This is a genomic window from Streptomyces monomycini, assembly GCF_022271435.1.
In the GTDB taxonomy this organism is placed as follows: Bacteria; Actinomycetota; Actinomycetes; order Streptomycetales; family Streptomycetaceae; genus Streptomyces; species Streptomyces monomycini.
In genome coordinates this window covers 396,231-423,210 of record NZ_JAFIQY010000003.1, presented here as the reverse complement: position 1 = coordinate 423,210, position 26,980 = coordinate 396,231, and the positions used below count along the sequence as shown (strand labels likewise).

Here is a 26,980-nt window from a genome sequence, read left to right as displayed (position 1 = left end):
GGACCGTGAGCACGTACCGTACGGCGGAGCGGAACAGCCGGGACACCGGGGAAGGGGCAGCTGGGTTGACCACGCACGCACCGCAGGCTTCGCAATCGGTGACGTTGCCGGCCTCGCTCGACGAGGCCGTGGCGGCGCTCGCCGCCATGCCCGCCGCCGTGCCCGTCGCGGGCGGTACGGACCTGATGGCCGCCGTCAACTCCGGGCTGCTGCGGCCCGCGGGACTGGTGGGCCTCGGCCGGATCAGCGAGATCCGCGGCTGGCAGTACCAGGACGGCCACGCCCTGCTCGGCGCGGGCCTGACCCTCGCCCGGATGGGACGCCCCGACTTCGCCGCCCTCATCCCCGGCCTCGCCGCCGCCGCCCGCGCCGCGGGCCCCCCGCAGGTACGCAACGCCGGCACCCTCGGCGGCAACATCGTCACCTCCGCACCCACCGGCGACACCCTGCCGGTGCTCGCCGCCCTCGAAGCGAACCTCGTCGTCGCCGGACCCGACGGCGCCCGCCGCGAGGTCCCCGTCAGCCACCTGCTGGCCGGCCGCGAGATGCTGCGCCCCGGCGAACTCGTCGGCTACGTACGGGTACCGCTGCTGCACGCCCCGCAGACCTTCCTGAAGGCCACCGGCCGCACCGGCCCCGGCCGCGCCACCGCCTCGGTGGCACTCGTCCTGGACCCGGCCCGGCGCGGCGTGCGCTGCGCGGTCGGCGCGGTGGCCGCCATGCCGCTGCGGCCCCTGGAGGCCGAGCAGTGGGTTGCCTCCATCATCGACTGGGACGGCGACCGCAAGCTGGTGCCCGAGGCGCTGGCCGCCTTCGGCGACTACGTGGCCGCCGCCTGCATCCCGGACCCGCCACCGCCGCAGGACGGCACGGAACCGCAGACCCTGCCGCCCGCCGCACTGCACCTGCGCCGTACGGTGGCGGCCCTGGCCCGCCGAGCACTTGGGAGGGCGCTCTCGTGAGCGACGCCGACCGCCCCGGCCGTAACGACCGGCGCAACAGCCCCGAGGACACCCAGCCACTGCGCGTGGTGCGGCCGCAGGACCGCCAGCGCTGGGAACCACTGCCCCAGGGCAACGAGTACGAGTCGGAGGCCACCGCCTTCGTCCAGCTCCCGGACGGCTTCACCAGCGGCCCCTACCCCGGCGGTTACGGCTACCAGGGCTACCCGGACCCGCACGGCACCGGCACCCCGGACGCCCACGGCGGCGTGCCCGGCGCCGCCGAGCACGGCGGTTACGCCGCCGACCCGCTCGCCGCGCCCGGCCACGGCTACACCCCGCCGTCCTCCTTCGCGCCGCCCACCCCGGGCGCGACGACCGACCCGTCGGCCACCGGCCAGTGGACGCTGCCCTTCGCGGACGCCCCGGCCACCGACCTGCCCGCCCACGGGCTGACGGACGGCGGCGCGCACACCGGCGTGCCCGGCGGCCACTACGCCGACGGCACGGACGGCGCGTCGCACGCGCTCTGGCCCGCCGCGGGCACCGACGGCTCCAGCGGCACCACGGGCCAGTGGGCGATCCCGACCGCCCCGGACGAGATGCTGGAGGAGTCCGGCGAGTACCTGCTGGGCGACGACCGTACGCACCCGGCCTCCGGGTACGGCACCGCGTACGGCCCCTACGACCACGGGCACGGCCACGGCCACGCCCCGGTGGACCCGGCGGCGACCGGCCAGTGGCACTTCGCCACCGAACAGCGCACCATCGACCAGCACACCACCGACCAGCACACCGGCACCGGCCACCTGCCGTCGTACGGCCAGCAGCCGCACCGCCCCGCCGACCAGGTGACTCCCGGCTACGACCCCGGCCACCACGTACCCGCCTCCGGCGACAGCGCGGGCGGCACGCTGGGCGGAGCGGGCAACTGGTCCCTGCCCGCGGACGCGCTGGCGCAGTGGCCGCCGCGTGCGGAACCGGCCGACGAGCTGCGGGAGGCGCCTCTGGCCGAGCCGCAGGCCCCGCAGGGTCCGCAGGACGAGGCGGAGGCGGAGCCGGAGTTGGAGCCGGAGCCGGTATCGGAGGCCAAGCCGGTTTCGGAGCCCGAGCCGGAGGCCGGGGGAGACGTCGGCCGGACTGCTCAGGAGCCCGTGTCCGGCCCGATCGCCCTCGGCCCGGTCGCCGCTGATGCTTCCGAACCGCCCGTGGACGAGAGCGGGACGCCTGCTGCCGGGGCTAGTACGGACGCAGGGGCTCGTACGGACGAGGCCACCGGCGAAGCCCCCGTGGACGCCACCGTCGAAGCCGACGACGAGCCCGGCGCCTCCCCGGCAGCCGACACCCGTACCGCCACGGACGCGCCCCCGGCCGCCGACGTCCGGCCCGCCGCCCCCGAGGCGCCCGGGCCGAAGGAAGCTGCCGACGGCGGACCCGCCGAAGCCGCGACCCCTGAGACCGGGGCCGTGGCCGAGGTCGGAACCGAGCCCGGAACCGAGCCTGTGCCCGGAACCGAGCCCGAGCCCGGAACCGCCCCCGGCACCGACGCCGAGGCTCCGTCGTCCCCGCCCACCCAGGCCGAGCCCGTCGACCAAGCCGCCCCCGACGCCCCGGCGGCCGCTCCCGAAGTCCCGGCGGCCGCCCCCGCCGAGCCCGCCGACGCGCCCACGGAACCGGCCACCCCGGCCCCCGCCCAGGCCCCCGTCACCACCCCCGCGGCCGAAGAATTGCCCGCAGCACCGGAACTCGCCCCCGGGACCACCCCGCCCCCGGCCGACGACACGGCCGCTTCCCAGGCCCCGGACCCCCTCGCCCTCCCCGACCCCCACGACGAACACCCCCACACCTCCTACGTCCTCTCCGTCAACGGCACCGACCGCCCCGTCACCGACGCCTGGATCGGCGAATCGCTGCTATACGTACTGCGCGAGCGCCTCGGCCTCGCCGGGGCCAAGGACGGCTGCTCGCAGGGGGAGTGCGGCGCCTGCTCCGTCCAGGTCGACGGGCGTCTCGTCGCTTCCTGCCTGGTGCCCGCCGCGACCACCGCGGGCAGTGAGGTCCGTACGGTCGAGGGCCTCGCCCAGAACGGCGCGCCCTCCGACGTGCAGTGCGCCCTCGCCGACTCCGGCGCCGTGCAGTGCGGCTTCTGCATCCCCGGCATGGCGATGACCGTCCACGACCTGCTGGAGGGCAACCACGCCCCCACCGAGCTGGAGACCCGGCAGGCCCTGTGCGGCAACCTGTGCCGCTGCTCGGGCTACCGCGGCGTCCTCGACGCGGTCAACGAGGTCGTACGCGGCCGTGCCGATGCCGCCGCGGCGGCGGAGGAGGCCGCGGCCGCCGCCCCCGAGGAGCACGGCACCGGCGCCGGCACCCCCCGCATCCCGCACCAGGCGGGCCCCGCCGACCCGCAGGGCCCCGCTTCCCACGGCCACCACCCCCACGGGCCGCACCCCCACGGCCCGGGCGCTGATCCGCAGTCCGGAGGCTCCGTATGACCGGCACATCCGAGGGCGCCGGCGCCGTCACCGCGCCCCCCGCCGCGGGCGACCGTTCCGGCGGACCCGCCGAACCGCCGCCGCACGGCCTCGGCGTCTCCCTCCCGTCCGCGGACGCGCCCGCCAAGACGGAAGGCGTCTTCCCGTACGCGTCCGACCTGTGGGCCGAGGGCCTGCTGTGGGCCGCGGTCCTGCGCTCCCCGTACCCCAGCGCCCGCATCGTCTCCATCGACACGAAGCAGGCCGTGGAGATGCCGGGCGTACGGGCCGTCGTCACGCACGCGGACGTGCCGGGCGACGCCGGGCACGGCCGGGGCGTCCCCGACCGCCCGGTCTTCGCGCACGACGTGGTCCGCCACCACGGCGAGCCGATCGCCGCCGTAGCCGCCGACCACCCCGACACGGCCCGGCTGGCGGCCGCGGCCATCGCTGTCGAATACGACATCCTGGAGCCGGTGACCGACCCCCAACTGGCCTTCGAAGCCGAGCCGCTGCACCCGGACGGCAACCTGATCCGGCACATCCCGCTGCACTTCGGCGACCCCGAGGTGGTGGGCGAGACCATCGTCGAGGGCCTGTACCGCATCGGCCGCCAGGACCCGGCGCCGATCGGCGCCGAGGCGGGGCTCGCGGTGCCGCGCCCGGACGGCGGCGTGGAGATCTACACCGCCTCCACCGACCCGCACACCGACCGCGACCTGGCCGCCGCCTGCTTCGGGCTGGAGCCGGAGCGGGTCCGCGTCGTCGTCACCGGCGTGCCCGGCGCCACCGCGGACCGCGAGGACCCGGGCATGCAGCTCTCCCTGGGGCTGCTCGCGCTGCGCACCGGCTGCCCGGTCAAACTGGCCGCCACCCGCGAGGAGTCCTTCCTCGGCCACGCCCACCGCCACCCCACCCTCCTGCGGTACCGCCACCACGCGGACGCCGAGGGCAAGCTGGTCAAGGTCGAGGCGCAGATCCTGATGGACGCGGGCGCGTACGCGGACACCTCCGCCGAGGCGCTGGCCGCCGCGGTGTCGTTCGCCTGCGGCCCGTACGTCGTCCCGCACGCCTTCATCGAGGGCTGGGCGGTCCGCACGAACAACCCGCCCTCCGGTCATCTGCGCGGCGAGGGCGCGATGCAGGTCTGCGCCGCGTACGAGGGGCAGATGGACAAGCTGGCCGCCAAGCTCGGCATGGACCCGGCCGAGATCCGGCTGCGCAACGTCATGGCCACCGGCGACCTGCTGCCCACCGGCCAGACCGTCACCTGCCCCGCGCCGGTCGCCGAACTGCTGCGCGCCGTCAAGGACGAGCCGCTGCCCGAACTCCCCAAGGACACCCCGGAGGAGGACTGGCTGCTGCCCGGCGGCCTGGAGGGCGCGGGCGAGCCGTCCGCGGTACGCCGCGGCGTCGGCTACGCGCTCGGCATGGTCCACATGCTCGGCGCGGAGGGCGCCGACGAGGTGTCCACCGCCACGGTCAAGGTCAGCGGCTCGGTCGCCACCGTGCTGTGCGCCGCGGTCGAGACCGGCTCCGGCTTCTCCACCCTCGCCCGGCAGATCGTCCAGGAGACCCTGGGCATCGAAGAGGTGCACGTGGCGGGCGTCGACACCGACCAGCCGTCCGCCGGGCGCGCCTGCCACGGCCGCCACACCTGGGTCTCCGGCGGCGCCGTCGAACGCGCCGCCAAGATGGTACGCACCCAGCTCCTCCAGCCCCTGGCCCACAAGTTCGGCATGTCCACCGAACTCCTCCAGATCAACGACGGCAAGATCACCTCGTACGACGGTGTCCTGAGCACCACCGTCGCCGAAGCCCTCGACGGCAAGGAACTGTGGGCCACCGCCCAGTGCCGCCCCCACCCGACCGAGCCCCTGGACGAGACCGGCCAGGGCGACGCCTTCGTCGGCCTGGCCTTCTGCGCGATCCGCTGCGTCGCGGACGTCGACATCGAACTCGGCACCATCCGCGTCGTGGAGATGTCCGTGGCCCAGGACGTCGGCCGGATCCTCAACCCCCGCCAGCTCCGCGCCCGCATCGAAGCCGGCGTCACCCAGGGCCTGGGCGCGGCCCTGATGGAGAACCTCCGCACCACCCGCGGCCAGATCCGCCACCCCGACCTCACCGGCTACCCCCTGCCCACCGCCCTCGACGCCCCCGACATCCGCATCGTCAAACTCGTCGAGGAACGCGACGTGGTAGCCCCCTTCGGCGCCAAACCCGCCAGCGCCGTCCCGGTGGTCACCTCCCCGGCCGCCGTAGCCTCCGCCGTACGCGCCGCCACGGGCCGCCCGATAGGCCGCTTGCCGATCCGGCCGCAGGCGGCGGTGGCGCAGCAGCAGTAGGCGTTCCGCGTAGCGGCATAAGTGCAGTTCAGGGGCTTGCTGAGGACGTCGTGGTGCCTCCAGGAAGTCGGCGAGGGCATGCGTGATGGCCTCGCGGGTCTGGATGACGGGGAAGGTCTGCCCGTTGACGACGGTGACGTGCATGGCTATGCGGTTGCCCTGCGGAACTACCTGTGAGGGCATGAGAAAGGCGGGGCAGCCGATGTTGCCCCGCCTTTCTTCGCGTCGTCAGACGGTTCCGTCCTTCACGGCGCTGATGAAGTGGGACCACGCATCGGTACTGAAGGCGAGGTGGGCCCGGTTCGGCGCTTTGGAGTCCCGGACGGGAATGTTGGGGCACCCGTCCATCACCTCTAGGCAGTGCCCACCGTCGCCATTACTCCAACTGCTCTTGCGCCAACCGCCCGTTGGGCGGCTCATCTGTGACTGCTCCATGATATTCCTTCGCGACAGATTCAAGGACGTTCAGGGATCGCTGAGGCGGTAGGGACAGGGCCCGTGCCTGTTCGTACGCTCGCAGGTACTTGTCCACGGTGTCCGGGCTTTCCACCAGATCACCTGAGTAGGCGCTCTTCAGGTACGCGACCGGTGGCGACGCTTCGAACTCCATGAGCGTCAGCATGCTTCCCATCAACGCATGAGAACCCTCTTTGGCTTCGAGCACCTGAAGGGTAAGGCGTCGGCGGCGCCCCAACCCCACGAGTTTCAAGAGCTGTTCATGCATGGTACGGCCACTGCCAACAGAAGTGAAAAGCGCTGTTTCGTGGAGGATTACCCGAAGTCGCGGTTTATGTGGGCATTCGAGAATGGAGGCTCGCTCCATCCTGAGATCCACTGCTGCGGTCACTGCCTCCTCGGACTTCTCCGGGTCCGCGTCCTGGACGACGGCTGTCGCGTAGTCCCGCGTCTGAAGGAATCCGGGAACCAGCGCGCTCGCGTACTCGGCGATCACCAGGGCTTGCTGTGCGAGCGTGGCTGCCTGGGCGTAGTAGTCGGCCAGCCGTGCCCGCCTCTCGATCTCCGTCGCCATGCGAGTGAGGACACCATCGGTACCCAGTTCCTGATCCAGCCGCTTGCACAGCGGGAGGCGAGCGCGCCTGACGCCTCCCTCTATTTGCGACAGATATGCCGCTGAAATATTCACTCGGGCGCTGAGTTCGGTCTGCTTCAGCCCCGCCTGCTCACGCTGATACACCAGCTCATTACGTAGGATTTCGTACGTTACGTGCACCTTTGAGGCCCCTTTAGCAGGCTGGATTGCTAACCCCCTCAGCACCCCGATTTTCCCACCGCAGAGCGCCGGCCGGTAGCCCAACGCGTAACCCGAATGGGCTAGTTCGGCGCTACATATGTGACGCCTGTGGTTGAGGCGCGCGACAGCTAGCAATCGGCGTTGCCAACGGCGAGGGTCTTCACAGCGGTTCCGCCGCCCATGAATGTGGATGCTGTCGGAATGCACGAGGAAAGGACGGCGGATGCAGATGACATACCGCGAAGGCTGCTGGGTTTTTGATAGGAACAGCAGCCGGGTTGGCAAAGTGCTCCGAGACGGGGAGGGCCCCAACCGGGTCCTGCTCTTGAGTCGGAGCGGGGTGGCCTGGCAGGCGGTCATTGAGGACCTACGGCTGGCCACCCCGGCTGAGCGTGCCGTCTCCGGCGACGGCCGGGCCGAAGGCACAGTGTGATCCCCATGTCTGGCGGATACCTGAGTCCACCTGTCTTCTTGACCGATCCGTTCGGCAGCTTGGACCCCGCCCCCGTACCGGGCTGCTCCACCTGCGAGCGGAAGGACGCGAAGCGCCGGAAAGCCCTTGACGAAGGGTTCGTGGCTGAGGCGGCTGTCATCGCCGTGGAGTTCAGTCGTCATCTCGTAGGCCACCGGAAGGCCAAGTGAATGAAGCGCGAGTCCGTGATCTTGAATGGTCGGATATCACGGCCGTACGTGAAGACCGACGGTGACCTGTTCGACTACTCGGCTATGGTCACCGTCGTGCCCCCGTATGGATTGCGAGGCATGATCGTTCTCCCGCGCGACGCCATCAAGCCGTGCGGGGAGCCGTGCTTGGTCTGCGTTCAGGCAGGCCGTCAGTAAACCCCGTCCCTGGCCGTTCGCGGCCCTTGCGTACAGCTCGGAAAAGGTCCGGGCGGGACCGCAGCGCTCCCACGCTGGATGGCCAGAAACGGCAGATGCCCCCGATTCCTACCGAGGAATCGGGGGCATCGTGCTCCTGGCACGGCCGCGTACCGGGCCGCGACGACCTTGTGGGGTCCTTGAACGCGTCGTCCCCGGTAGGGGAGCGGTACGTAAGTCCCAGTCCGGGAATCAACTTACGCAGCGCTCCTGTCGGGCGCTTCCTACCGGAGCGATACCGGCGGAATTGCTGGTCGGAGGCCGTGACAGGATTCGAACCTGCGTAACCGGATTTGCAGTCCGGTCCCTGAACCGCTCGGGCACACGGCCGTGTTGAGGCGATGCACCGAGGTTAGGCCGGAGGGCCGGGGGCGGGGCAAGGGTTCGGGCTGGGCTGCCACGAGGTTGCAACGTGGCGTTCACGCGTCCGGTTCGGAGGCGCTGCGGGCGTTCAGGCTGTGTGCAGGAACTCCTCCACCGCCTGGCGGAACCGGGCCGGTTCGTCGATCCAGGGGTAGTGGCCCGCCTCGGGCAGGTGGTGGGTCCGGCCGTCGGGGAAGGAAGCGGCTACCAGTTCGCCCGCGCGTACGCCCGTCACCGCGTCCCGGCCGCCGGTCATGACGAGGACCGGGCAGGTCACCTCGCGCAGGCCTGTCAGCAGGGTCTGGCGGGCCGGTTCGTCCACGGTCTGCCAGAAGGCGGTGCGGGGTACCGGGTGCAGTTGATCGGGTTCGGCGGCTGCGTGGGCCTGTTGGGGGGCTTCCCAGCGGCCGTAGGCCAGTGGGGCCGCGCTCAGCAGCAGGTGGTGCACTTCGGCTGGGGCGGGGGTTTCGGAAAGGGTTTGTACTGCTGCCGACGCCTCCGGCCACCACGGCTCGGCCGACCGGGAGGTGAAGATGTCCCGTACGTCGTCGGGGAATTCGCCTTGCAGACGGGAGCCGGGGGAGATCAGGACCAGCCGGGTGAGGCGGTCCGGGTACGCGGCGGCGTATGCCTGTGCGGTCGCCGCCCCGGCGTCGTGGGCGAGCAGGGCGAAGCGGTCCAGTCCGAGGTGGAGGCGGAATGCTTCCAGGTCCTCGGCCAGGTGCGGGAAGGCGTAGCGGGACGGGTCGGCGGCGGGCGGGGAGGCGCCGGTGCCGCGGCTGTCCGGGATCAGCAGCTGCCGTCGCTCCGCCAGGCCGCCGAGGTCGTCCAGGTACGTGGCGTCCCGGCCCGGGCCGCCCGCCAGGCACATCAGGGGCGGCAGCCCGGAGCCCTCCGGGCCGAGCACGCGGTAGTGCAGTTCGGCGTTGTCGTAGCTGGTGAAGTGGGGCATGGGGCCAGCTTGCCGCATAGGGGGAGGGGAGGACGCTTGTCGTCCGGTACGGCTTAGGTCCGGCGGACGAGAAGATCCCCGTCCCGCGACAGGGGCGCAGGCCAGTAACGCCTCTTACGCTGACCGCATGACTGCCGTGGACCCGCGTGACGCCGCCGAAGTGCCCCCACCTGCCACCGGCTTGGCCGCGCCGCCCCTCGCGGGCCCCGCCGCGAACCCCGTAGCCGCCCCGCCCCCCGAAGGCGTCCTCGGCCGTACGTACCGGGCGCTCACCCTCGGCATCATCTCCGTCGTCTCGCTCATCGCCTTCGAGGCGAGTGCCGTGAACACCGCGATGCCGGCGGTCGGGCAGGCACTGGACGGCATCGAGTTGTACGCGTTCGCCTTCTCCGCGTACTTCACGGCGAGCCTGTTCGCGATGGCGCTGTCGGGGGAGTGGTGCGACCGGGGCGGGCCGCTCGCGCCGCTGTTCACCGGGATCGCCACGTTCGGGGCGGGGCTGGTGGTCGCGGGGTGCGCGCAGGAGATGTGGTTGTTCGTGGTGGGGCGCGGGGTGCAGGGGGTCGGGGGCGGGCTGGTGATCGTCGCGTTGTACGTGGTGGTGAGCCGCGCCTATCCGGAGGCGCTGCGGCCGTCCGTCCTCGCGTCCTTCTCGGCGGCCTGGGTGCTGCCGGTGATCGTCGGGCCGCTCGTCGCCGGGACGGTCACCGAGCACCTGGGCTGGCGCTGGGTGTTCCTGTCCATACCCGTCCTCATTCTGCTGCCGCTGACGGTCATGCTTCCCGCGCTGCGCAAGCTGCCGCCCCGGAAGGGTGACGAGGGGATGGACCGGCGCCGCATCCTGCTCGCCCTGGCGGTGGCGGCGGGCGCCGGGCTGCTTCAGTACGCGGCGCAGCGGCGGGACTGGGTGGCTGTGGTGCCGGCGGTCGTCGGGCTCGTACTGCTGGTGCCGGCCATTGTCCGGCTGCTGCCGAAGGGGACGTTCCGGGCGGCGCGTGGTCTGCCGTCCGTTGTGCTCATTCGGGGGCTGGCGGCCGGGTCGCTGCTCGCCGCCGAGAGTTTCATTCCGCTGATGCTCGTGACGGAGCGCGGTCTGTCGACCACGATGGCCGGGCTCTCGCTGACCGGCGGCGGCCTCACCTGGGCCCTGGGCTCGTACACCCAGAGCCGGCCGCGCCTGGAGCCGTACCGGGAGCGGATCATGGGGATCGGGCTGCTGCTGATCACGGTGGCGATCTTGGCCGTGCCGCTGGTGCTGTTCGGCGGCGTACCGGTCTGGATCGTGGCGGTCGCGTGGGTGGTGGCCGGGTTCGGCATGGGGCTGAACATTTCGAGCGGGAGTGTGCTGCTGCTGAAGCTGTCCCCGCCGGAGGATGCGGGCAGCAATTCGGCCTCGCTCCAGGTCTCGGACGCCCTCGGCAACATCACGTTCGTCGGGCTGAGCGGCCTGCTGTTCAGCGCCTTCGGCGGCGCCTCGGTCGACACGGGCGGCACGCCGGACGTGACCAACGCCGCATCCGGGCAGCCCGCCGCCTTCGCCGCGGTCTTCCTCGCCATGGCGGCGGTCTCCCTCACCGGATCGTGGGTGGCCACACGCCTGAAGCCCGCGGAAAAAGCCCTCGGGGCGGTCCCGGCCGGTGGCGGGAAGGCGGCACCGGTGCCCGGCCCGCGCACGCCGTCCGCCTCCGCGGAGCGTTAGGCTGTCGCGGTTGCCGATCGCCGAGCCAGCCCGACGGAGACCGTGACTACCACCACCAGCGCCACCAACAACCACCACCTGTCCCCGGCCTTCCCCGGACGGGCCCCTTGGGGTACCGCGAACAAGCTGCGCGCCTGGCAGCAGACCGCGATGGACCGGTACATCCAGAAGCAGCCGCGTGACTTCCTCGCGGTCGCGACCCCCGGCGCGGGCAAGACGACCTTCGCGCTCACCCTCGCCTCCTGGCTGCTGCACCACCACGTCGTGCAGCAGGTGACCGTGGTCGCCCCCACCGAGCACCTGAAGAAGCAGTGGGCGGAGGCCGCCGCCCGGATAGGCATCAAGCTGGACCCGGAGTACAGCGCGGGTCCGCTGAGCAAGGAGTACCACGGCATCGCGATCACGTACGCGGGTGTCGGCGTACGTCCGATGCTGCACCGCAACCGGATCGAGCAGCGCAAGACGCTGGTCATCCTCGACGAGATCCACCACGCCGGCGACTCCAAGTCGTGGGGCGAGGCATGCCTGGAGGCCTTCGAGCCGGCCACCCGGCGGCTCGCGCTGACCGGCACGCCGTTCCGGTCCGACACCAACCCGATCCCCTTCGTGACGTACGAGGAGGGTGACGACGGCATCCGGCGCAGCTCCGCCGACTACACGTACGGCTACGGCAACGCGCTCGGCGACGGCGTCGTCCGCCCGGTGATCTTCCTGTCGTACAGCGGCAGCATGCGCTGGCGCACCAAGGCCGGCGACGAGATCGCGGCGAAGCTCGGCGAGCCGATGACCAAGGACGCCGTCTCGCAGGCCTGGCGCACCGCGCTGGACCCGCGCGGCGACTGGATGCCCAAGGTCCTCAAGGCCGCCGACCAGCGGCTGACCGAGGTCCGCAAGGCGATACCGGACGCCGGCGCGCTGGTGATCGCCTCCGACCAGGAGCAGGCCCGCGCGTACGCCAAGCTGATCCGGGAGATCACCGGCGAGGGCGCCACCCTGGTGCTGTCCGACGACAGCGGCGCCTCGCAGCGCATCGACGACTTCTCCCACTCCGACGACCGGTGGATGGTCGCGGTCCGGATGGTGTCCGAGGGCGTCGACGTACCGCGCCTCGCGGTCGGCGTGTACGCGACGACGATCTCCACCCCGCTGTTCTTCGCGCAGGCGGTGGGCCGCTTCGTACGGTCCCGCAAGCGCGGCGAGACCGCGTCCGTCTTCCTGCCCACGGTGCCCTCGCTGCTCGGCTTCGCCAACGAGATGGAGGTCGAGCGCGACCACGTCCTGGACAAGCCGAAGAAGGACGGGGACGAAGATCCGTACGCCGAGTCCGAGAAGGAGATGGACGAGGCCAACAAGCAGCAGGACGAGGACACCGGCGAGCAGGAACAGTTCTCCTTCGAGGCGCTGGAGTCCGAGGCGGTCTTCGACCGGGTGCTCTACGACGGCGCCGAGTTCGGCATGCAGGCGCACGCGGGCAGCGAGGAGGAGCAGGACTACCTCGGTATTCCCGGACTGCTGGAGCCGGACCAGGTGCAGATGCTGCTCCAGAAGCGGCAGGCGCGGCAGATAGCGCACAGCAAGAAGAAGCCGGACTCCGAGGCCGACCTGCTGGAGATGCCCGCCGAGCGGCGCCCGGTGGTCACGCACAAGGAGCTGCTGGAGCTGCGCAAGCAGCTGAACACCCTGGTCGGCGCGTACGTCCACCAGAGCGGCAAGCCGCACGGCGTGATCCACACCGAGCTGCGCCGGGTGTGCGGCGGCCCGCCGAGCGCGGAGGCCACGGCCGGGCAGCTCAACGAGCGGATCAAGAAGGTACGGGAGTGGGCCACGCGCATGCAGTGACATGCGGATGAGGTGCCCCCTGAGAAGTGAGGCGGCGGCCCGCGCCCCGGACGGTGTTCCGGGGCGCGGGCCGTAGCCGTAGGTGACCGGGGGCGTCGCGCACGTGACCGGACGTGCCCGTGTTGTACCCCAGACCGAAAGGCCGGTCTGCGCCGCCAACCGGTCACAACCTGCGGATGTTCAGGGATAAAGCGGTCACGGAAGACCGGATTCTGGACGGACTCTTCCGCTGACCGGACCAGCTCGCTACTGTCCCGGTCACGCACACGCCCCGTGGCAGCGCCGCCGCGGAGCGCAGCCGGTGCCATGCGGCCGGCGGCCTCTTCGCGCGCGCTGCCCCGGGACCGGCAGCGCACCCCGCGGACGAGCCGCCACTCACCCGAGGAGGGGGCGTCGTGACCGCGGAGACCTCCCAGACGCTCGACCGGGGACTACGCGTCCTCAAATTGCTCGCCGACACCGACCACGGCCTGACCGTCACCGAGCTGTCCACCAAGCTGGGGGTCAACCGGACCGTGGTCTACCGCCTGCTCGCCACCCTGGAGCAGCACGCCCTGGTGCGCCGTGACATCGGCGGCCGGGCCCGGGTCGGCCTGGGCGTGCTGCGCCTGGGCCGCCAGGTGCACCCGCTGGTGCGTGAAGCGGCGCTGCCCGCCCTGCGCGCCCTGGCCGAGGACATCGGCGCGACCGCCCACCTGACGCTCGTGGACGGTACGGAAGCGCTGGCCGTGGCCGTCGTCGAGCCGTCCTGGACCGACTACCACGTCGCCTACCGCGCGGGCTTCCGGCACCCGCTGGACCGGGGCGCGGCCGGGCGGGCGATCCTCAAGGCCCGCCAGGGGCGTATCGAGGACGCCGGACTGGCGCTGACGCACGGTGAGTTGGAGGCGGGCGCGAGCGGCGCCGCGGCCCCGCTGCTCGGGGTCAGCGGCATCGAGGGCAGCGTCGGCGTCGTGATGCTCGCCGACACGGTGCCCGAACGGGTCGGGCCCCGGGTGGTCGAGGCGGCCCGCGAGGTGTCCGAAGCGCTGCGGTGACGGCCCGGGGTAGTGGCGAACCGGGGCAGTGACGGACCGGGGCAGTGACGGACCGGGCGGGGGCGCCGAGGGGCGCGCGTACCCCGTCGCGCCCCGTGGTGAGAGGCCGGGCGGCCTGGTCATCTAGGGTGGCGGGGTGTCTTCTCGCACTCGCGCCCTCGGGATCTGCGCCGCCCTGGTCATCGCGCTCCTCGCCACGGTGGCCTTCGCGCCCCTGCCGTTCTCGGTCGCCTTCCCCGGCGACACGGCGGACGTGCTCGGCAAGCACAAGGGCAAACAGGTGATCACGATCAGCGGGGCGCCGACCCGCGAGACCAGCGGTCAGCTGCGGATGGCGGCGATCGTGGCGACCGGCCCGGACGCGCCGGTCCGGCTGCCGGACATCGTCAAGGGCTGGTTCCGTACGGACCAGGCCGTGATGCCGGTCGAGTCGGTCTACCCGGTCGGCGACACGGCGGAGAAGGCCGTGGAGCACAACCTGAAGGACATGCGCTCCTCCCAGGACGTCGCCACCAAGGCGGCCCTGAACTACCTGCACAAGAGCGACAAGGACGTCCAGGTCAAGCTGGACCTGGGCACGATCGGCGGGCCCAGCGCGGGCCTGCTGTTCTCGCTGGGCATCATCGACAAGCTGGCCGGGGACGGCGCGGGCGGCGACCTGACCGGCGGGCAGAAGATCGCGGGCACCGGCACGATCGCCGCGGACGGCGAGGTCGGAGCGGTCGGCGGCGTCGCGCTGAAGACGCAGGCCGCCGGCCGGGACGGCGCCACGGTCTTCCTCGTCCCCAAGTCGGAGTGCCGGGACGCGCAGGCCGAGCTTCCGGAGGGGCTGCGGCTGGTCCCGGTCAGCACGCTGTCCGGCACCGTGGACGCGCTCAAGGCGCTGAAGTCCGGCGGCAAGGTCCCCAGCTGCTGACCGGATGCTGATCAGCGGCTGACCCGCTGAGATCCGCGGGCGGCCGGCCGGCGGGTCATCGGCAGCCGGTCACCCGCCGTCCTTGATGAACCCCTTCTCGATCATCCACTCCTTGGCGACCTCGTGCGGGTCCCGCCCCTCCACGTCCACCTTCGCGTTCAGGCTCTGCGCGACGGCGTTGTCCAGGGCGGCGGTGATCGGCGCGAGGATGCCGGCGATCTGCGGGTACTTCTTCATCGTCGCCGCGTTCATCTCGGGCGCCGCGTTGTAGTTCGGGAAGAAGTGCCGGTCGTCCTTGACGGTCTTCAGGCCCATCGCCTTGATCCGGCCGTCGGTCGTGTAGACCTCGCCGAAGGTGCAGGCGCGGCCCTCCGCCACCTGGGTGTAGACGACGCCGCTGGTCATCTTCTTGATGTTGCCGGACGGGAGCCGCATGCCGTACGCCTTGGCCATGCCGGGCAGGCCGTCGTTACGCGCCGAGAACTCGGCCTCCGCGCACAGGGTGACCGCGCTCGGGTCCTTGCGGGACAGCGCGGCGACGTCCGACAGGGTTTCCACGCCCAGCCGTTTGTACTGCTCGGCGTTGAGCGCCAGCGCGTAGGTGTTGTTGAGCTTCGACTGCGGCAGCCATTCCAGGCCGTTGGCGCGGTCGCCGTCGCGTACCGCCTCCCACTGCTTCTGCGGGTCGACTATGGGGCGTTCGTGGCCGAGGTAGGTGATCCAGCCGGTGCCGGTGTACTCGTACATCCCGTCCGCCGTACCGGACTTGACCGCCTCCCGGGCGCCGATCGAGCCCTGGATGTTGGTCTTGTCGACGACCGAGGCGCCGGCCGCCTTGAAGGCCAGGCCCATGAGCTGGCCGAGGATGATGTTCTCGGTGAACTCCTTGGACGTCACGGTCAGTTCGGCGCCCTTGAGCGGCTGCCCCCGGCCGATCGTGCCGGGCTGCACGTCGTCGCTCATCGGGCTGCCGCTGACCAGCCCGCAGCCGCTCAGCGCGGCCGCGCCCAGCAGCAGGCAGGCAGCGGCGGCCGGTACGGTCCTGCGGGGCCGGGGCCGGGGCCGGTACGGTCCTGCGGTCATGATTCCCCCACCTCCAGCCCTCGCGGGCGCAGCAGCAGTTCCACGAGCGACGCCAGCCAGTCGACCAGCAGCGCCAGCACCACCGTCAGGACGGAACCGAGCACCAGCACCGGCATCCGCTGGGTGATGATGCCCGCCGAGATCAGGTCGCCGAGTCCCCCGCCACCGCCGAAGGTGGCCAGGGTGGCGGTGCCGACGTTCAGGACGAGCGCGTTGCGTACGCCCGCCAGGATCAGCGGTACGGCCAGCGGCAGTTCGACCTTGGCCAGCACCCCGGGCGCCGACATGCCGATGCCGCGGGCGGCCTCGGTCAGCGTCGGGTCGATGGCCTTCAGGCCCGCGACGGTGTTGGCCAGCACCGGCAGCACCGCGTAGAGCACCATGCCGATGACGGCCGCCTCGGCCCCGATGCCGAGCCAGATGACCAGCAGCACCAGCAGACCCAGGGCGGGCACCGCCTGCCCGAGGTTGGCCACCGCCACCGCGAACGGCGCGGCCCGGCGCAGCCTGGCGCGGGTCAGCGCGATGCCCAGGGGGATGGCGATGATCAGTACGAAGAAGGTCGACACGGCGGTCAGCTGGAGGTGCTGGCGCAGCGCCAGCCACACCTTGCCGTCGTCCACCGCCTGGTGCGCGATGGAGTCCAGCCGGGCGCCGCGGAACCACAGCCAGGTGGCGAGCAGCACCGCCGCCAGTACGGCGGGCAGCGTGACCGCCTTCTTCCAGGTGATCCGGCGCGGCGGCCGGGTGACCGAGGCGGCGGGGGCGGCGGGCGCCGGCTCGGCCGCCAGTACCGGCCCGCGCTCCCCGGCCGCCGCCTCGTCGCGGAAGGTCACGCCGCGTACCTCGTGCTCGCCCGGCGGCCGTTCGCCCTTCGGCGGCCGGCGCCGGTCCCGCGGGCTCACGCCTTGACCCCGTGCGCGCCGCCCGCCGGGTCCACGCCCTCCTGGGCCAGCCGCGTCTGCCGCGCGCGCTGCTCCTCCAGCGCGTGCCGGTGCTCGACGGCGTCCAGCCGGTCCTCCTCCAGCAGCTCGTGGACGTTGTTCATCAGCGTCTCCATGTCGACGACGCCGATGTACTCGCCGCGCCGCCCGGTCACCGCGACCCGGCCCGCGTTGTCGGTGAGGACCGCCTCCAGCGCGTCGCGCAGGGTCGCGTCGCGGGTGACCGTGTCGTGCACGAGCGTGCCCGCGCGGGCCAGCGAGCCCTTGGCACGCATCAGGTCGCCGCGGCGCAGCCACTTGTAGGGGCGCCGGTGCCGGTCCAGCAGCAGGATCTCGTTGGTCGCGCCGGAGCGCAGCAGGTCGAAGATGGACTGGAGCGGGTCGTCCATCGACGCGGTGGGGAAGTCGACGACACCGACGTCCCGTACGCGGGTGAGGTTGAGGCGTTTGAGGGCCGCGCCCGCCCCCACGAAGCCGGAGACGAAGTCGTCGGCGGGGTTGGTGAGGATGGCCTCGGGCGTGTCGAACTGCGCGATGTGCGAGCGCTCGCGCAGCACCGCGATGCGGTCGCCCAGTTTGATCGCCTCGTCGAAGTCGTGGGTGACGAAGACGATGGTCTTGCGCAGTTCGTGCTGGAGCCGGATCAGCTCGTCCTGGAGGTGGTCGCGGGTGATCGGGTCGACCGCGCCGAACGGCTCGTCCATGAGCAGGACGGGCGGGTCGGCGGCCAGCGCCCGCGCCACGCCGACGCGCTGCTGCTGCCCGCCGGACAGCTGCCGCGGGTAGCGGCCGTGGAACTCACGCGGATCCAGGCCGACCAGGTCGAGCATCTCCTCGACACGGCTGCTCACTCGCGCCTTCGGCCAGCCGATCATCTTCGGCACCAGGGCGATGTTCTGGGCGACGGTCATGTGCGGGAAGAGGCCGGAGGACTGGATGGCGTAGCCGACCTTGCGGCGCAGCCTGACCGGGTCGATGCCGGTGACGTCCTCGTCGCCGATCATGATCCGCCCGGAGGTGGGCTCGATCAGCCGGTTGATCATTTTCAGGGTGGTGGACTTGCCGCACCCCGAGGGCCCGACGAGGATCACCGTCTCGCCGGGCTTGATGTCCATGCTCACGTTGTCGACCGCGGGCGTGGGGTTGCCCGGGTAGAGCTTGCTCAGGTTCTCCAGCGCGATGCCGGCGCCGGAGGCGGTGGTGTCAGGCACGGATCCCCCTGGAGATGGTCAGCCGTCCGAGGACGATGTACGCGGCGTCGAAGAGCAGGGCCAGGACGACGATGCCGAGCGTTCCGGACAGCACCTGGTTGAGCGCGTTGGCGCTGCCCAGGGAGGAGATGCCGCGGAAGATCTCGTTGCCCAGGCCGGGCCCGGAGGCGTAGGCGGCGATCGCCGCGATGCCCATCAGCATCTGGGTGGAGACCCGGATGCCGGTCAGTATCGGCGGCCAGGCCAGCGGCAGTTCCACCCGCACCAGCCGGGCCGTACGGGACATCCCGATGCCCTTGGCGGCGTCGATCAGCGCGGGGTCGACGCCGCGCAGACCGACGACGGCGTTACGTACCACCGGCAGCAGCCCGTACAGCGTCAGGGCGATGACGGTGGGCGCCACGCCGAGGCCGACGATCGGCACGAGCAGGCCGATCAGGGCCAGCGAGGGCACTGTCAGGATCGTCGCCGTGGTGGCGGTGGCCAGGTTCCCTGCCCATTCACTGCGGTAGGTGGCGACGCCCAGCAGCACACCGAGCACGGTGGCCAGCACCATGCACTGGAAGACGGCGCTGGCGTGCTGAAACGTATCCGTCAGCAGCTGGGCGTGCCGGTTGCCGACGTACTCCCAGAAGCTCACACGCGCTCTCCTCGGTCAGTCCCCCGCAGCTTGTGTGACCAGGGGGATGATGCGCAACGGAACCGGATTTTCCATGACGATCGCGGTGGAAGCCCGCATGATGCCATCGAAACCCACAACTCGGTCGATCACCCGTTGCAGGTCGGCGTTGGAACGGGCAACGAGTCTGCACAGCATGTCCCCATGTCCCGTCGTTGTATGCAGCTCCAGCACTTCCGGTACGGACGCCAAGTGCGCCCGCACGTCGGCTCCTTGACCCTGTTTGATCTCCAGTGTCGCGAATGCGGTGACCGGGTAGCCCAGGGCCGCCGGATCCACGTCCGGACCGAATCCCCGGATCACTCCGTTCGACTGAAGCCGGTCCAGGCGCGCCTGCGCCGTGCCGCGCGCCACCCCGAGCCGGCGCGACGCCTCCAGTACGCCGATGCGGGGTTCCTCGGCGAGCAGTTGCAGGAGTCTGCCGTCCAAATGATCGATCGCCACGGCCGTCGCCTCCGAAATTGATGGTCATCATGTACGAATCGTCCGGTGAATCGCGTGATTCGCTGTACAGCTTGCCCAGTGAATGCGCAAACTATTGCGCACCTTGTGGACCGGAGGGAGTCTGCGGGCATGACACAGACCACGGACCACACCACCCCCACCAGTGCTCGGCAGGCCGATCCCTTCCCGGTCAAGGGGATGGACGCGGTCGTCTTCGCCGTCGGCAACGCCAAGCAGGCGGCGCATTACTACGCCACTGCCTTCGGCATGAAGCGTGTCGCCTACTGCGGGCCGGAGAACGGCAGCCGCGAGACCGCCAGTTACGTGCTCGAATCCGGTAACGCCCGTTTCGTGTTCACCTCCGTCATCAAGCCGACGACCGACTGGGGCCGCTTCCTGGCCGACCACGTCACCGCCCACGGTGACGGCGTCATCGACCTCGCCATCGAGGTGCCGGACGCGCGCGCCGCCTACGCGTACGCCCTGGAGCACGGCGCCACCGGCATCGAGGAGCCGTACGAGACCAAGGACGAGCACGGCGTCGTCGTCCGCGCCTCCATCGCCACGTACGGCAAGACCCGGCACACCCTGGTCGAGCGCACCGACTACGACGGCCCCTACCTGCCCGGCTACGTCGCCGCCGACCCCATCGTCGAGCCCGGCAAGCGCCGTTTCCAGGCCATCGACCACTGCGTCGGCAACGTCGAGCTCGGCAAGATGGACGAGTGGGTGTCCTTCTACAACAACGTCATGGGCTTCACGAACATGAAGGAGTTCGTCGGCTCGGACATCGCCACCGAGTACAGCGCGCTGATGTCCAAGGTGGTCGCGGACGGCACCCGCAAGGTGAAGTTCCCGCTCAACGAGCCGGCCATCGCCAAGAAGAAGTCGCAGATCGACGAGTACCTGGAGTTCTACGGCGGCCCCGGCTGCCAGCACATCGCGCTGGCCACCAACGACATCGTCGCGAGCGTACGGGCCATGCGCGCGGCGGGCGTCGAGTTCCTGGACACCCCGGACTCCTACTACGACACCCTCGGCGAGTGGGCGGGCGAGACCCGCGTCCCGGTCGAGACACTGCGTGAGCTGAAGATCCTCGTCGACCGCGACGAGGACGGCTACCTGCTGCAGATCTTCACCAAGCCCGTCCAGGACCGCCCCACCGTCTTCTTCGAACTGATCGAACGACACGGCTCGCTGGGCTTCGGCAAGGGCAACTTCAAGGCCCTCTTCGAGGCCATCGAGCGGGAGCAGGAACGCCGCGGCAACCTCTGACACCCGGCCGCCGCCCGGGTGTCCCCCGGACGCCACCCCCCACCCCGCGGGGAGCGGCACTCCCGCACCCGGGACCGCCACCCGGGTGCGGGAGACGATCTTCCGTGTACGGCCCACGGATGGCAGGCTGACGGCATGGACCTCATCGCACGCCTGCGCGACGCCCTGCCCGCGGAAGCGATCCTCACCGACCCCGACGTCACCGGCGCCTACGCCCACGACATGGCGAGCTTCTGCGAGGCCGGCACGCCCGCCGTCGTCGTCCTGCCGCGCACGGTCGAACAGGTCCAGCACGTCATGCGCACCGCCACCGCACTGCGCGTCCCGGTCGTCCCCCAGGGCGCCCGCACCGGCCTGTCGGGCGCCGCCAACGCCTCCGACGGCTGCATCGTGCTCTCCCTGGTCAAGATGGACCGGATCATCGAGATCAACCCCGTCGACCGGATCGCGGTCGTCGAGCCCGGCGTCGTCAACGCGGCGCTCTCCCGGGCCGTCAACGAACACGGCCTCTACTACCCGCCGGACCCCTCCAGCTGGGAGGAGTGCTCCATCGGCGGCAACATCGGCACCGCCTCCGGCGGCCTGTGCTGCGTCAAGTACGGCGTCACCGCGGAGTACGTCCTCGGCCTGGACGTCGTCCTCGCCGACGGCCGGCTGCTCACGACCGGCCGCCGCACCGCCAAGGGCGTCGCGGGCTATGACCTCACCCGCCTGTTCGTCGGCTCCGAGGGCAGCCTCGGCGTCGTCGTCCGCGCCGTACTCGCCCTCAAACCCGAACCGCCCCAGCAGCTCGCACTGGCGGCCGAGTTCCCCTCCACCGCCGCCGCGTGCGCCGCCGTCTGCGAGATCATGGCGCGCGGTCACGCCCCCTCGCTGCTCGAACTCATGGACCGTACGAGCGTCCGCGCCGTCAACGCCATGGCCAACATGGGCCTGCCGGACAGCACCGAGGCGCTCCTCCTCGCCGCCTTCGACACTCCCGAACCGGCCGCCGACCTGGCCGCCGTCGGCGCGCTGTGCGAGGCCGCCGGCGCCACCGAGGTCGTACCGGCCGACACCCCGGCCGAATCCGACCTCCTCCTCCAGGCGCGGCGGCTGACCCTGACCGCCCTGGAACGCGTCAAGTCCGCCACGATGATCGACGACGTGTGCGTACCGCGCTCGGAGCTCGCCGCGATGCTCGACGGCACCGCCGCCATCGCCGAGAAGTACGGCCTGACCATCGGCGTCTGCGCGCACGCGGGCGACGGCAACACCCACCCCACCGTCTGCTTCGACGCGAACGACCCCGACGAGTCCCGGCGCGCCCGCGAGTCCTTCGACGAGATCATGGCGCTCGGCCTGGAACTGGGCGGCACGATCACCGGCGAGCACGGCGTCGGCGTCCTGAAGAAGGAGTGGCTGGCCCGCGAGCTGGGCCCGGTCGGCCTGGAGATGCACCGCGGCATCAAGGCCGTCTTCGACCCGCTGGGGCTGCTCAACCCGGGGAAGGTCTTCTGAGCGGCACCGCCCGTGGCCCGGTCGCGGTTCGGCTGTCATGAGCTGCACCTTTTAGGGTTCGGTCCATGAACTCCGACCTCTGGACCATCATCGGCGCGGCGGCCGTCGTCATCGTCGTCCTCGCCTCCACCATGGACGCCCGCCACAAGACGCTCGAACGGCGCCTGCGGCGCATGGACCGCAAGCTCGACCTGATCATGGAACACCTCGGCGTCGAGGAGACCGGCCCCGAGGGCATCGCCGAGGTCGACGCCCTGCTGCACAAGGGCAAGAAGATCGAGGCGATCAAGCGCTACCGCGAACTGACCGGCGCCGGCCTGGTCGAGGCCAAGGAGGCCGTGGAGCGCCGGGAAGGCTGAGACCCGGTGCCCCCGCCCGGCGAATGCCCCGATACATGTGGCCGAGCCGGGCCCCCGGGACCAGGATGGAGCCGACCGCCGCGACGCCGACCCAGGGAGCGATGAGCGATGCCGACGACCACAGGAGCCGACGAGGCCGCAGGTCGGGACACGTACGACGTCGTCGTGCTGGGCGCCGGCCCGACCGGCGAGAACGTCGCCGACCGGGCACACGCCCTCGGTCTCAGCGCGGTGATCGTGGAGAGCGAACTGGTCGGCGGCGAGTGCTCGTACTGGGCCTGCATGCCCAGCAAGGCACTGCTGCGCCCGGTCACCGCCCGCGCCGACGCCCGCCGAGTCCCCGGCCTTCACCAGGCCGCGGCCGCGCCACTGGACACCAAGGCGGTGCTCGCCCACCGCGACGCGTTCGCGTCGCACTGGAAGGACGACGGCCAGGTCCGCTGGCTGGACTCGGCCGGCATCGACTTCGTACGCGGCCGGGCCCGCCTCGACGGCCCCCGGCGCGTCGTGGTCGCCACGGGCGGTGGGGAAGACCGCGTCCTCACCGCCCGCCATGCCGTCGCCGTCTGCACCGGCAGCCGAGCCGTCCTCCCCGACCTCCCCGGACTGGCCGCCGCCCGCCCCTGGACCAGCCGCGAGGCGACCAGCGCCCAGTCCGTACCGCCGCGCCTGGCGGTGGTCGGCGGCGGGGTCGTCGGCGTCGAGATGGCCACCGCCTGGCAGGCCCTGGGCTCCCGGGTGACGCTCCTGGTGCGCGGCGGCGGACTGCTGCCCAGGATGGAGCCGTTCGCGGGCGAACTGGTCGCCGAGTCCCTGGCCGGGGCGGGCGCCACCGTACGCACCGGCGTCTCGGTGAGCGCGGTACGGCGCGAGATGCCCAACGGACCCGCCACCGTCGTGCTCGACAACGGCGAAGAGCTCGTCGCCGACGAGATCCTGTTCGCCACCGGCCGCGCGCCGCGCACGGACGACATCGGCCTGGAGACGGTCGGCCTGGAGCCCGGCTCCTGGCTGGAGACCGACGACACCTGCCGGGTCAAGGGCGTGGCGGACGGCTGGCTGTACGCCGTCGGCGACGTCAATCACCGCGCGCTGCTGACCCACCAGGGCAAGTACCAGGCCCGCATCGTCGGCGCCGCCATCGCCGCCCAGGCCCAGGGCAGCGGCCTGGACACCGGCCGCTGGGGCGCGCACGCCGCGACCGCCGACACCGCCGCCGTACCGCAGGTCGTCTTCACCGACCCCGAGGCCGCCTCCGTCGGCCTGACCGCCGCCGAGGCCGAACGCGCCGGCCACCGCACCCGCGTCGTCGATTTCGACCTCGGCTCGGTCGCGGGCGCCGGCCTGTACGCCGACGGCTACCGCGGCCGCGCCCGCATGATCGTCGACCTGGACCGCGAGACCCTCCTCGGCGTCACCTTCGTCGGCCCGGCGGTGGGCGAACTCCTGCACTCGGCCACCGTCGCGGTGGCCGGCGAGGTGCCCCTGGACCGCCTGTGGCACGCGGTGCCCGCGTATCCGACGATCAGCGAGGTGTGGCTGAGGCTGTTGGAGACGTACCGAGGCTGAGACGTCGGTACGGACACCCGGCCGGGTGGCGGGGCGTACCGGGGACGAGGACGTCGGTCCGGGCACGGCCGGACCGGCGACGTAGGTCGGAAATCCGATACTCAGGCGCGCGAAGCCGCCGTACGGTAAGGAGCGCACGCCAGCAACGCCCCTGAAAAAACCCGACGTTCACAGGAGGCCGCCGTGCCCGTCCAACTCGACCACACGATCATGCACGCCACCGACAAGTTCGCCTCCGCGCGCTTCCTCGCGGAACTGACCGGCGTCGGCGAACCGGTCGAAACCGGTCCCTTCGCCGCCGTCACGTTCGCCAACGACCTGACCGTCGACTACGCCGACACGGTCGTCGAACCGGAAGCGATCGTGCTGCAGCACCTCGCGTTCCGGGTCACGGACGAGGAGTTCGACGAGATCTTCGGCCGCATCCAGGAGCGCGGTCTGCCGTACTGGGCGGACCCGCACCACCACAAGCCGCAGCAGATCGGACACCTCGACGGCGCCCGCGGGGTCTACGTCGACGACCCGGACGGCCACGCCATCGAGTTCATCACCCCGCGCGCCCGGTCCGGCGCAAGCCTCGGTACCGACGCTTCCTGACCCTGGTGATCGCGCTCTCCGGCCCCGTGCGCCCGGGGCCGGTCCCCGGCCGTGGCCGGGCCGTACGCCGCCCCACGCCGCTACGCCCCCGCCTCCGGCGACTCGTCCGACGGCCACGGGTCGGACAGCCACAGATCGTCCCGCGGCGTCATGGCGAGCAGCGCGCTCAGCCCTTTGTCCAGCCCCAGATGGTCCTGCTCCGACCCCGGAGGCACGACCCGCAGCGTGCGCTCCAGCCACGCCGAGACCGCCGCGGCCGACGCCTCCAGCAGCGCGTCGCCGTCCGGGGAACTGAGCGCCATGCAGACCAGACTGCGCCCGTCCACCTTCGTGGGCCACACCCGCACGTCACCGTGACCGCACGGCCGGAACACCCCCTCGACGAGCAGTTCGCGCGCGAACGTCCAGTTGACGGGGACGTCCGAGCCGATGTGGAAGGTGACGTGGACGGCGTAGGGGTCGTCCGTGCGATAGGTCAGCCGGGCCGGGACGGGGACACTGCGCTCCGGCGACAGGACCAGACCCAGCTCCAGCTCTCGTTCCACCACGGTGTGCATACGGTCCGCCTCTCTTCGGTACCTCCTGCGAACCCCCCTGTGACGGGGCCCGCACTTGGTTAGAGGCTCCGGAGCCCGGACCATTACGCGACTTCGCACAACTTTTTTCGCGGGCCTCTTCCAGGTGGTCCGGCCCGGCCGGGACACCCGCCCCGACCCTCCGTCTGATAGATGTGGACGCTGCGTTGCGGCAGACTGCACATGCCCCACCCACCACACCAGGCCGAGAACAGATAGCGGGACTTCGGACATGAGCGCCCCTTCCTCAGGATCCGCCGGCGGCAGCCCCACGCCAGGCTTCTACCCGGACCCGTCCATCCCCGGCTACATCCGGTACTGGAACGGTGCCGCATGGGTGCCGGGCACCAGCCGGCCCGCGCCCGCCGAGGGCGAGGCGCTCCCCGCGCCGCCGCCCGGCACCGCCCCGGCCCCCGCGCCCGCACCGGCCCCCACCCCCGCCGTGGAGGAGACCGGACCGGTCTTCTTCGACGAGGAGGAGGAACACGGCAGGCTGACCGAGGCGGCCGGCGCCGCCGGCAGCGGAGCGGCGGCCTCCGCGTGGCAGGCCGACACCGCCCGGCAGAACGGCTTTGGCGGCGAGCAGGACCGCCGTATCGCCTGGGGTTCGCCCGAGGAACGGCAGGCCGGCCTCCCGCAGCAGCGCGACGAGGCCGCGGCCGCGCCCGGCGCGCCGGCCTCCGGCGAGGAGCCGCCGCGGACCGACGGCACGGTCACCATCCGCGCCGTACGGGACGAAGGCGCCGCCCCCGGCCGCGACCGCAGCACGACCGCCATCCGCGCCGTACGCCCCGACGGGCCCCAGGGCGGCAAGAGCGACACGATGTCGATCCGGATGGCCCCGCAGGCCGGCGGCGCTCCGGCGGCGCCGCTGCCCGGCGCCTCGTCCCCGCAGCCCCTGCCGTCCACCGGGCCGTCCACCGGGCCGTCCGCCGCGCCGTCCGCCGGTGTGCAGCAGCCGCCGACGGCCCCTGGCCCGCAGCAGACGGCCGCGCAGCCCGGTCCCGGGGGCCGGACGCCCGGCGCGCAGGGACCGGCCCAGCAGGCGCCGCAGGGGCCCGTACAGCCGCAGTCCCAGCCGCAGCCCGGGCCGGGGCCCGCCGCGCCGCCCGTGCAGCACCAGCCGTTCCCGACGCAACAGCCTCCGCATCCCCAGATGCCGCAGCAGTCACCGGCGCCGCACGCCCCGCCGCACCAGCCCCCGGCCCGGCCCGCCCCCGGCCCCACCGCCGGACCGGCCCCCGCTCCCGCGCCGCAGGCCCCCGCACCGGCTCCCGGTCCGCAGGCCCAGGCGCCCGGCCCGCAGGCCCAGCCCGCCCCCTTCTCCGGCTTCCCGCCGCAGCAGGACGGCGGCGCGGCCGAAGGCGTCGTCCCCTGGAAGCCGCCGACCACCGACCCGTTCCTCGCCGCCGCGCAGGAGCAGGGCCGCCCGGCCCCTCTGGGCCGCCGGTTCGCCGCCCGCCTGATCGACACCCTGGCCCTGGCGGTCATCACCGGCGCCGCCGCCGTACCGCTGTGGGGTCCGGCCACCGACCACATCGACGCCAAGGTGGAGGCAGCCAAGCAGTCCGGGCGGGAGGTCACCGTCTACCTGCTGGACGGCACCACCGGCCCCTACCTGGCCGTCGTGCTCGCCGTGCTGCTCATCGGCGGCGGTCTGTACGAGGTGCTGCCCACCGTCAAGTGGGGCCATACGCTCGGCAAGAAGGTGTGCGGCGTCAAGGTCCTGGACATCGAGAGCCACGACACCCCGCCCCTGGCCTCGGTGATCAGGCGGTGGCTGGTGTACGGCGTGCTCGGTGTGCTGGCGGTCGGTGTGGTCAACGCCGTGTGGTGCCTGTTCGACCGGCCGTGGCGGCAGTGCTGGCACGACAAGCTCGCCCGGACGTTCGTCGCCGAGAAGTAGACCGGGAAGCAGACCGAGAAGTAGACCGGAAAGCAGACCGGCGAGCAGACCGCGAAGCAGTCCGGGAAGCCGACCGTCCGCCCGGCCGCGTCACCCGGCCGGACCTCGCCGGATGCGGCGGCGCGCGGCCCGGGT

General features: G+C 72.1%; 22 protein-coding genes, 1 tRNA gene and 1 pseudogene. 13 read left to right on the top strand and 11 right to left on the bottom strand.

The features are described from left to right. The first annotated feature begins 65 nt into the window (after positions 1–65). Genes JXZ78_RS06380 through JXZ78_RS06370 form a run of 3 tightly spaced genes read left to right on the top strand, consistent with a single transcriptional unit; the run spans position 66 to position 5,766 of the window. Positions 66–962: an FAD binding domain-containing protein gene (locus JXZ78_RS06380; RefSeq protein ID WP_030025266.1), complete on the top strand. Its 897-nt coding sequence runs from the start codon at positions 66–68 to the stop codon at positions 960–962. Then, positions 959–3,439: a (2Fe-2S)-binding protein gene (locus tag JXZ78_RS06375; protein WP_238782704.1), complete on the top strand. Its 2,481-nt coding sequence runs from the start codon at positions 959–961 to the stop codon at positions 3,437–3,439. Before JXZ78_RS06380 ends, JXZ78_RS06375 begins: the two co-directional genes overlap by 4 nt. Continuing rightward, positions 3,436–5,766 carry a xanthine dehydrogenase family protein molybdopterin-binding subunit gene (locus tag JXZ78_RS06370; RefSeq protein ID WP_030025068.1) on the top strand — a complete coding sequence of 777 codons (2,331 nt, stop codon included), beginning with the start codon at positions 3,436–3,438 and terminating at the stop codon, positions 5,764–5,766. The genes JXZ78_RS06375 and JXZ78_RS06370 overlap by 4 nt, the downstream gene beginning before the upstream one ends. Before the next feature lie 228 nt (positions 5,767–5,994). Here the strand turns inward: JXZ78_RS06370 and JXZ78_RS40660 are convergent, their stop codons facing one another. The 5 genes and pseudogenes from JXZ78_RS40660 to JXZ78_RS06350 all read right to left on the bottom strand — a co-directional run bounded on the left by JXZ78_RS40660 (position 5,995) and on the right by JXZ78_RS06350 (position 9,212). Next, positions 5,995–6,114 (bottom strand): DUF397 domain-containing protein, encoded by a 120-nt coding sequence (locus JXZ78_RS40660; protein ID WP_308280985.1) that lies wholly within the window; start codon positions 6,112–6,114, stop codon positions 5,995–5,997. A 28-nt stretch (positions 6,115–6,142) separates the two neighbouring features. Beyond that, on the bottom strand, positions 6,143–6,796 hold the full coding sequence (locus JXZ78_RS06360) for a DUF5753 domain-containing protein (RefSeq protein ID WP_050503093.1): 654 nt from the start codon (positions 6,794–6,796) through the stop codon (positions 6,143–6,145). Between the two features lie 15 nt (positions 6,797–6,811). Continuing rightward, positions 6,812–7,378 (bottom strand): annotated as a pseudogene (locus JXZ78_RS41005) (helix-turn-helix domain-containing protein); the annotation flags it as partial. Positions 7,379–8,155: 777 nt separating this feature from the next. Beyond that, positions 8,156–8,227: transfer RNA gene (locus tag JXZ78_RS06355), tRNA-Cys, on the bottom strand. A 121-nt stretch (positions 8,228–8,348) separates the two neighbouring features. Next, positions 8,349–9,212, bottom strand: a complete 864-nt coding sequence (locus tag JXZ78_RS06350) for an alpha/beta fold hydrolase (protein WP_030025060.1) — start codon at positions 9,210–9,212, stop codon at positions 8,349–8,351. A gap of 127 nt (positions 9,213–9,339) precedes the next feature. Here JXZ78_RS06350 and JXZ78_RS06345 point away from each other — a divergent pair, with 127 nt between their 5' ends. The 4 genes from JXZ78_RS06345 to JXZ78_RS06330 all read left to right on the top strand — a co-directional run bounded on the left by JXZ78_RS06345 (position 9,340) and on the right by JXZ78_RS06330 (position 14,703). Further along, positions 9,340–10,911, top strand: a complete 1,572-nt coding sequence (locus tag JXZ78_RS06345; protein WP_030025059.1) for an MFS transporter — start codon at positions 9,340–9,342, stop codon at positions 10,909–10,911. Between the two features lie 42 nt (positions 10,912–10,953). Further along, positions 10,954–12,750, top strand: coding sequence for a DEAD/DEAH box helicase (locus tag JXZ78_RS06340; protein WP_030025057.1), 1,797 nt, complete (start codon positions 10,954–10,956; stop codon positions 12,748–12,750). 395 nt (positions 12,751–13,145) lie between these two features. Further along, a complete protein-coding gene (locus JXZ78_RS06335) occupies positions 13,146–13,787 on the top strand; it encodes an IclR family transcriptional regulator (RefSeq protein WP_030025056.1) in 642 nt (213 codons plus the stop codon). Positions 13,788–13,923: 136 nt separating this feature from the next. After that, complete coding sequence (locus JXZ78_RS06330) at positions 13,924–14,703, top strand: S16 family serine protease (protein ID WP_030025055.1); 780 nt, start codon at positions 13,924–13,926, stop codon at positions 14,701–14,703. 69 nt (positions 14,704–14,772) lie between these two features. On the opposite strand, the gene JXZ78_RS06325 is transcribed toward JXZ78_RS06330, so the two are convergent. Genes JXZ78_RS06325 through JXZ78_RS06305 form a run of 5 tightly spaced genes read right to left on the bottom strand, consistent with a single transcriptional unit; the run spans position 14,773 to position 19,064 of the window. Further along, entirely contained in the window at positions 14,773–15,786 is a 1,014-nt protein-coding gene (locus tag JXZ78_RS06325) for a glycine betaine ABC transporter substrate-binding protein (protein ID WP_030025054.1), read from the bottom strand. Then, positions 15,783–16,691, bottom strand: coding sequence for an ABC transporter permease (locus JXZ78_RS06320; protein WP_030025053.1), 909 nt, complete (start codon positions 16,689–16,691; stop codon positions 15,783–15,785). The genes JXZ78_RS06325 and JXZ78_RS06320 overlap by 4 nt, the downstream gene beginning before the upstream one ends. Beyond that, positions 16,688–17,941: a betaine/proline/choline family ABC transporter ATP-binding protein gene (locus JXZ78_RS06315; RefSeq protein WP_030025052.1), complete on the bottom strand. Its 1,254-nt coding sequence runs from the start codon at positions 17,939–17,941 to the stop codon at positions 16,688–16,690. Before JXZ78_RS06315 ends, JXZ78_RS06320 begins: the two co-directional genes overlap by 4 nt. Beyond that, a complete protein-coding gene (locus JXZ78_RS06310) occupies positions 17,934–18,581 on the bottom strand; it encodes an ABC transporter permease (RefSeq protein ID WP_030025051.1) in 648 nt (215 codons plus the stop codon). Before JXZ78_RS06310 ends, JXZ78_RS06315 begins: the two co-directional genes overlap by 8 nt. Positions 18,582–18,596: 15 nt before the next feature. Continuing rightward, on the bottom strand, positions 18,597–19,064 hold the full coding sequence (locus JXZ78_RS06305) for an Lrp/AsnC family transcriptional regulator (RefSeq protein WP_030025050.1): 468 nt from the start codon (positions 19,062–19,064) through the stop codon (positions 18,597–18,599). Between the two features lie 129 nt (positions 19,065–19,193). On the opposite strand from JXZ78_RS06305, the gene hppD reads away from it, so the two are divergent. From hppD to JXZ78_RS06280, 5 genes are all read left to right on the top strand, one after another. Then, a complete protein-coding gene (gene hppD / locus JXZ78_RS06300; RefSeq protein WP_030025049.1) occupies positions 19,194–20,339 on the top strand; it encodes a 4-hydroxyphenylpyruvate dioxygenase in 1,146 nt (381 codons plus the stop codon). A gap of 135 nt (positions 20,340–20,474) precedes the next feature. Then, positions 20,475–21,839 carry an FAD-binding oxidoreductase gene (locus JXZ78_RS06295; RefSeq protein WP_030025048.1) on the top strand — a complete coding sequence of 455 codons (1,365 nt, stop codon included), beginning with the start codon at positions 20,475–20,477 and terminating at the stop codon, positions 21,837–21,839. Positions 21,840–21,904: 65 nt separating this feature from the next. Then, the gene (locus JXZ78_RS06290) at positions 21,905–22,198 is read left to right on the top strand and encodes a ribosomal protein L7/L12 (RefSeq protein WP_030025047.1); all 294 of its coding nucleotides are present in this window, start codon (positions 21,905–21,907) and stop codon (positions 22,196–22,198) included. Positions 22,199–22,306: 108 nt separating this feature from the next. Then, a complete protein-coding gene (locus tag JXZ78_RS06285; protein WP_030025046.1) occupies positions 22,307–23,767 on the top strand; it encodes a dihydrolipoyl dehydrogenase family protein in 1,461 nt (486 codons plus the stop codon). A 183-nt stretch (positions 23,768–23,950) separates the two neighbouring features. Beyond that, positions 23,951–24,364, top strand: coding sequence for a VOC family protein (locus tag JXZ78_RS06280; protein ID WP_030025045.1), 414 nt, complete (start codon positions 23,951–23,953; stop codon positions 24,362–24,364). Positions 24,365–24,444: 80 nt separating this feature from the next. Here the strand turns inward: JXZ78_RS06280 and JXZ78_RS06275 are convergent, their stop codons facing one another. Continuing rightward, on the bottom strand, positions 24,445–24,921 hold the full coding sequence (locus JXZ78_RS06275; RefSeq protein ID WP_030025044.1) for an SsgA family sporulation/cell division regulator: 477 nt from the start codon (positions 24,919–24,921) through the stop codon (positions 24,445–24,447). A gap of 250 nt (positions 24,922–25,171) precedes the next feature. Here JXZ78_RS06275 and JXZ78_RS06270 point away from each other — a divergent pair, with 250 nt between their 5' ends. After that, positions 25,172–26,845 carry an RDD family protein gene (locus JXZ78_RS06270; protein ID WP_238782703.1) on the top strand — a complete coding sequence of 558 codons (1,674 nt, stop codon included), beginning with the start codon at positions 25,172–25,174 and terminating at the stop codon, positions 26,843–26,845. Positions 26,846–26,980 lie beyond the last annotated feature (135 nt).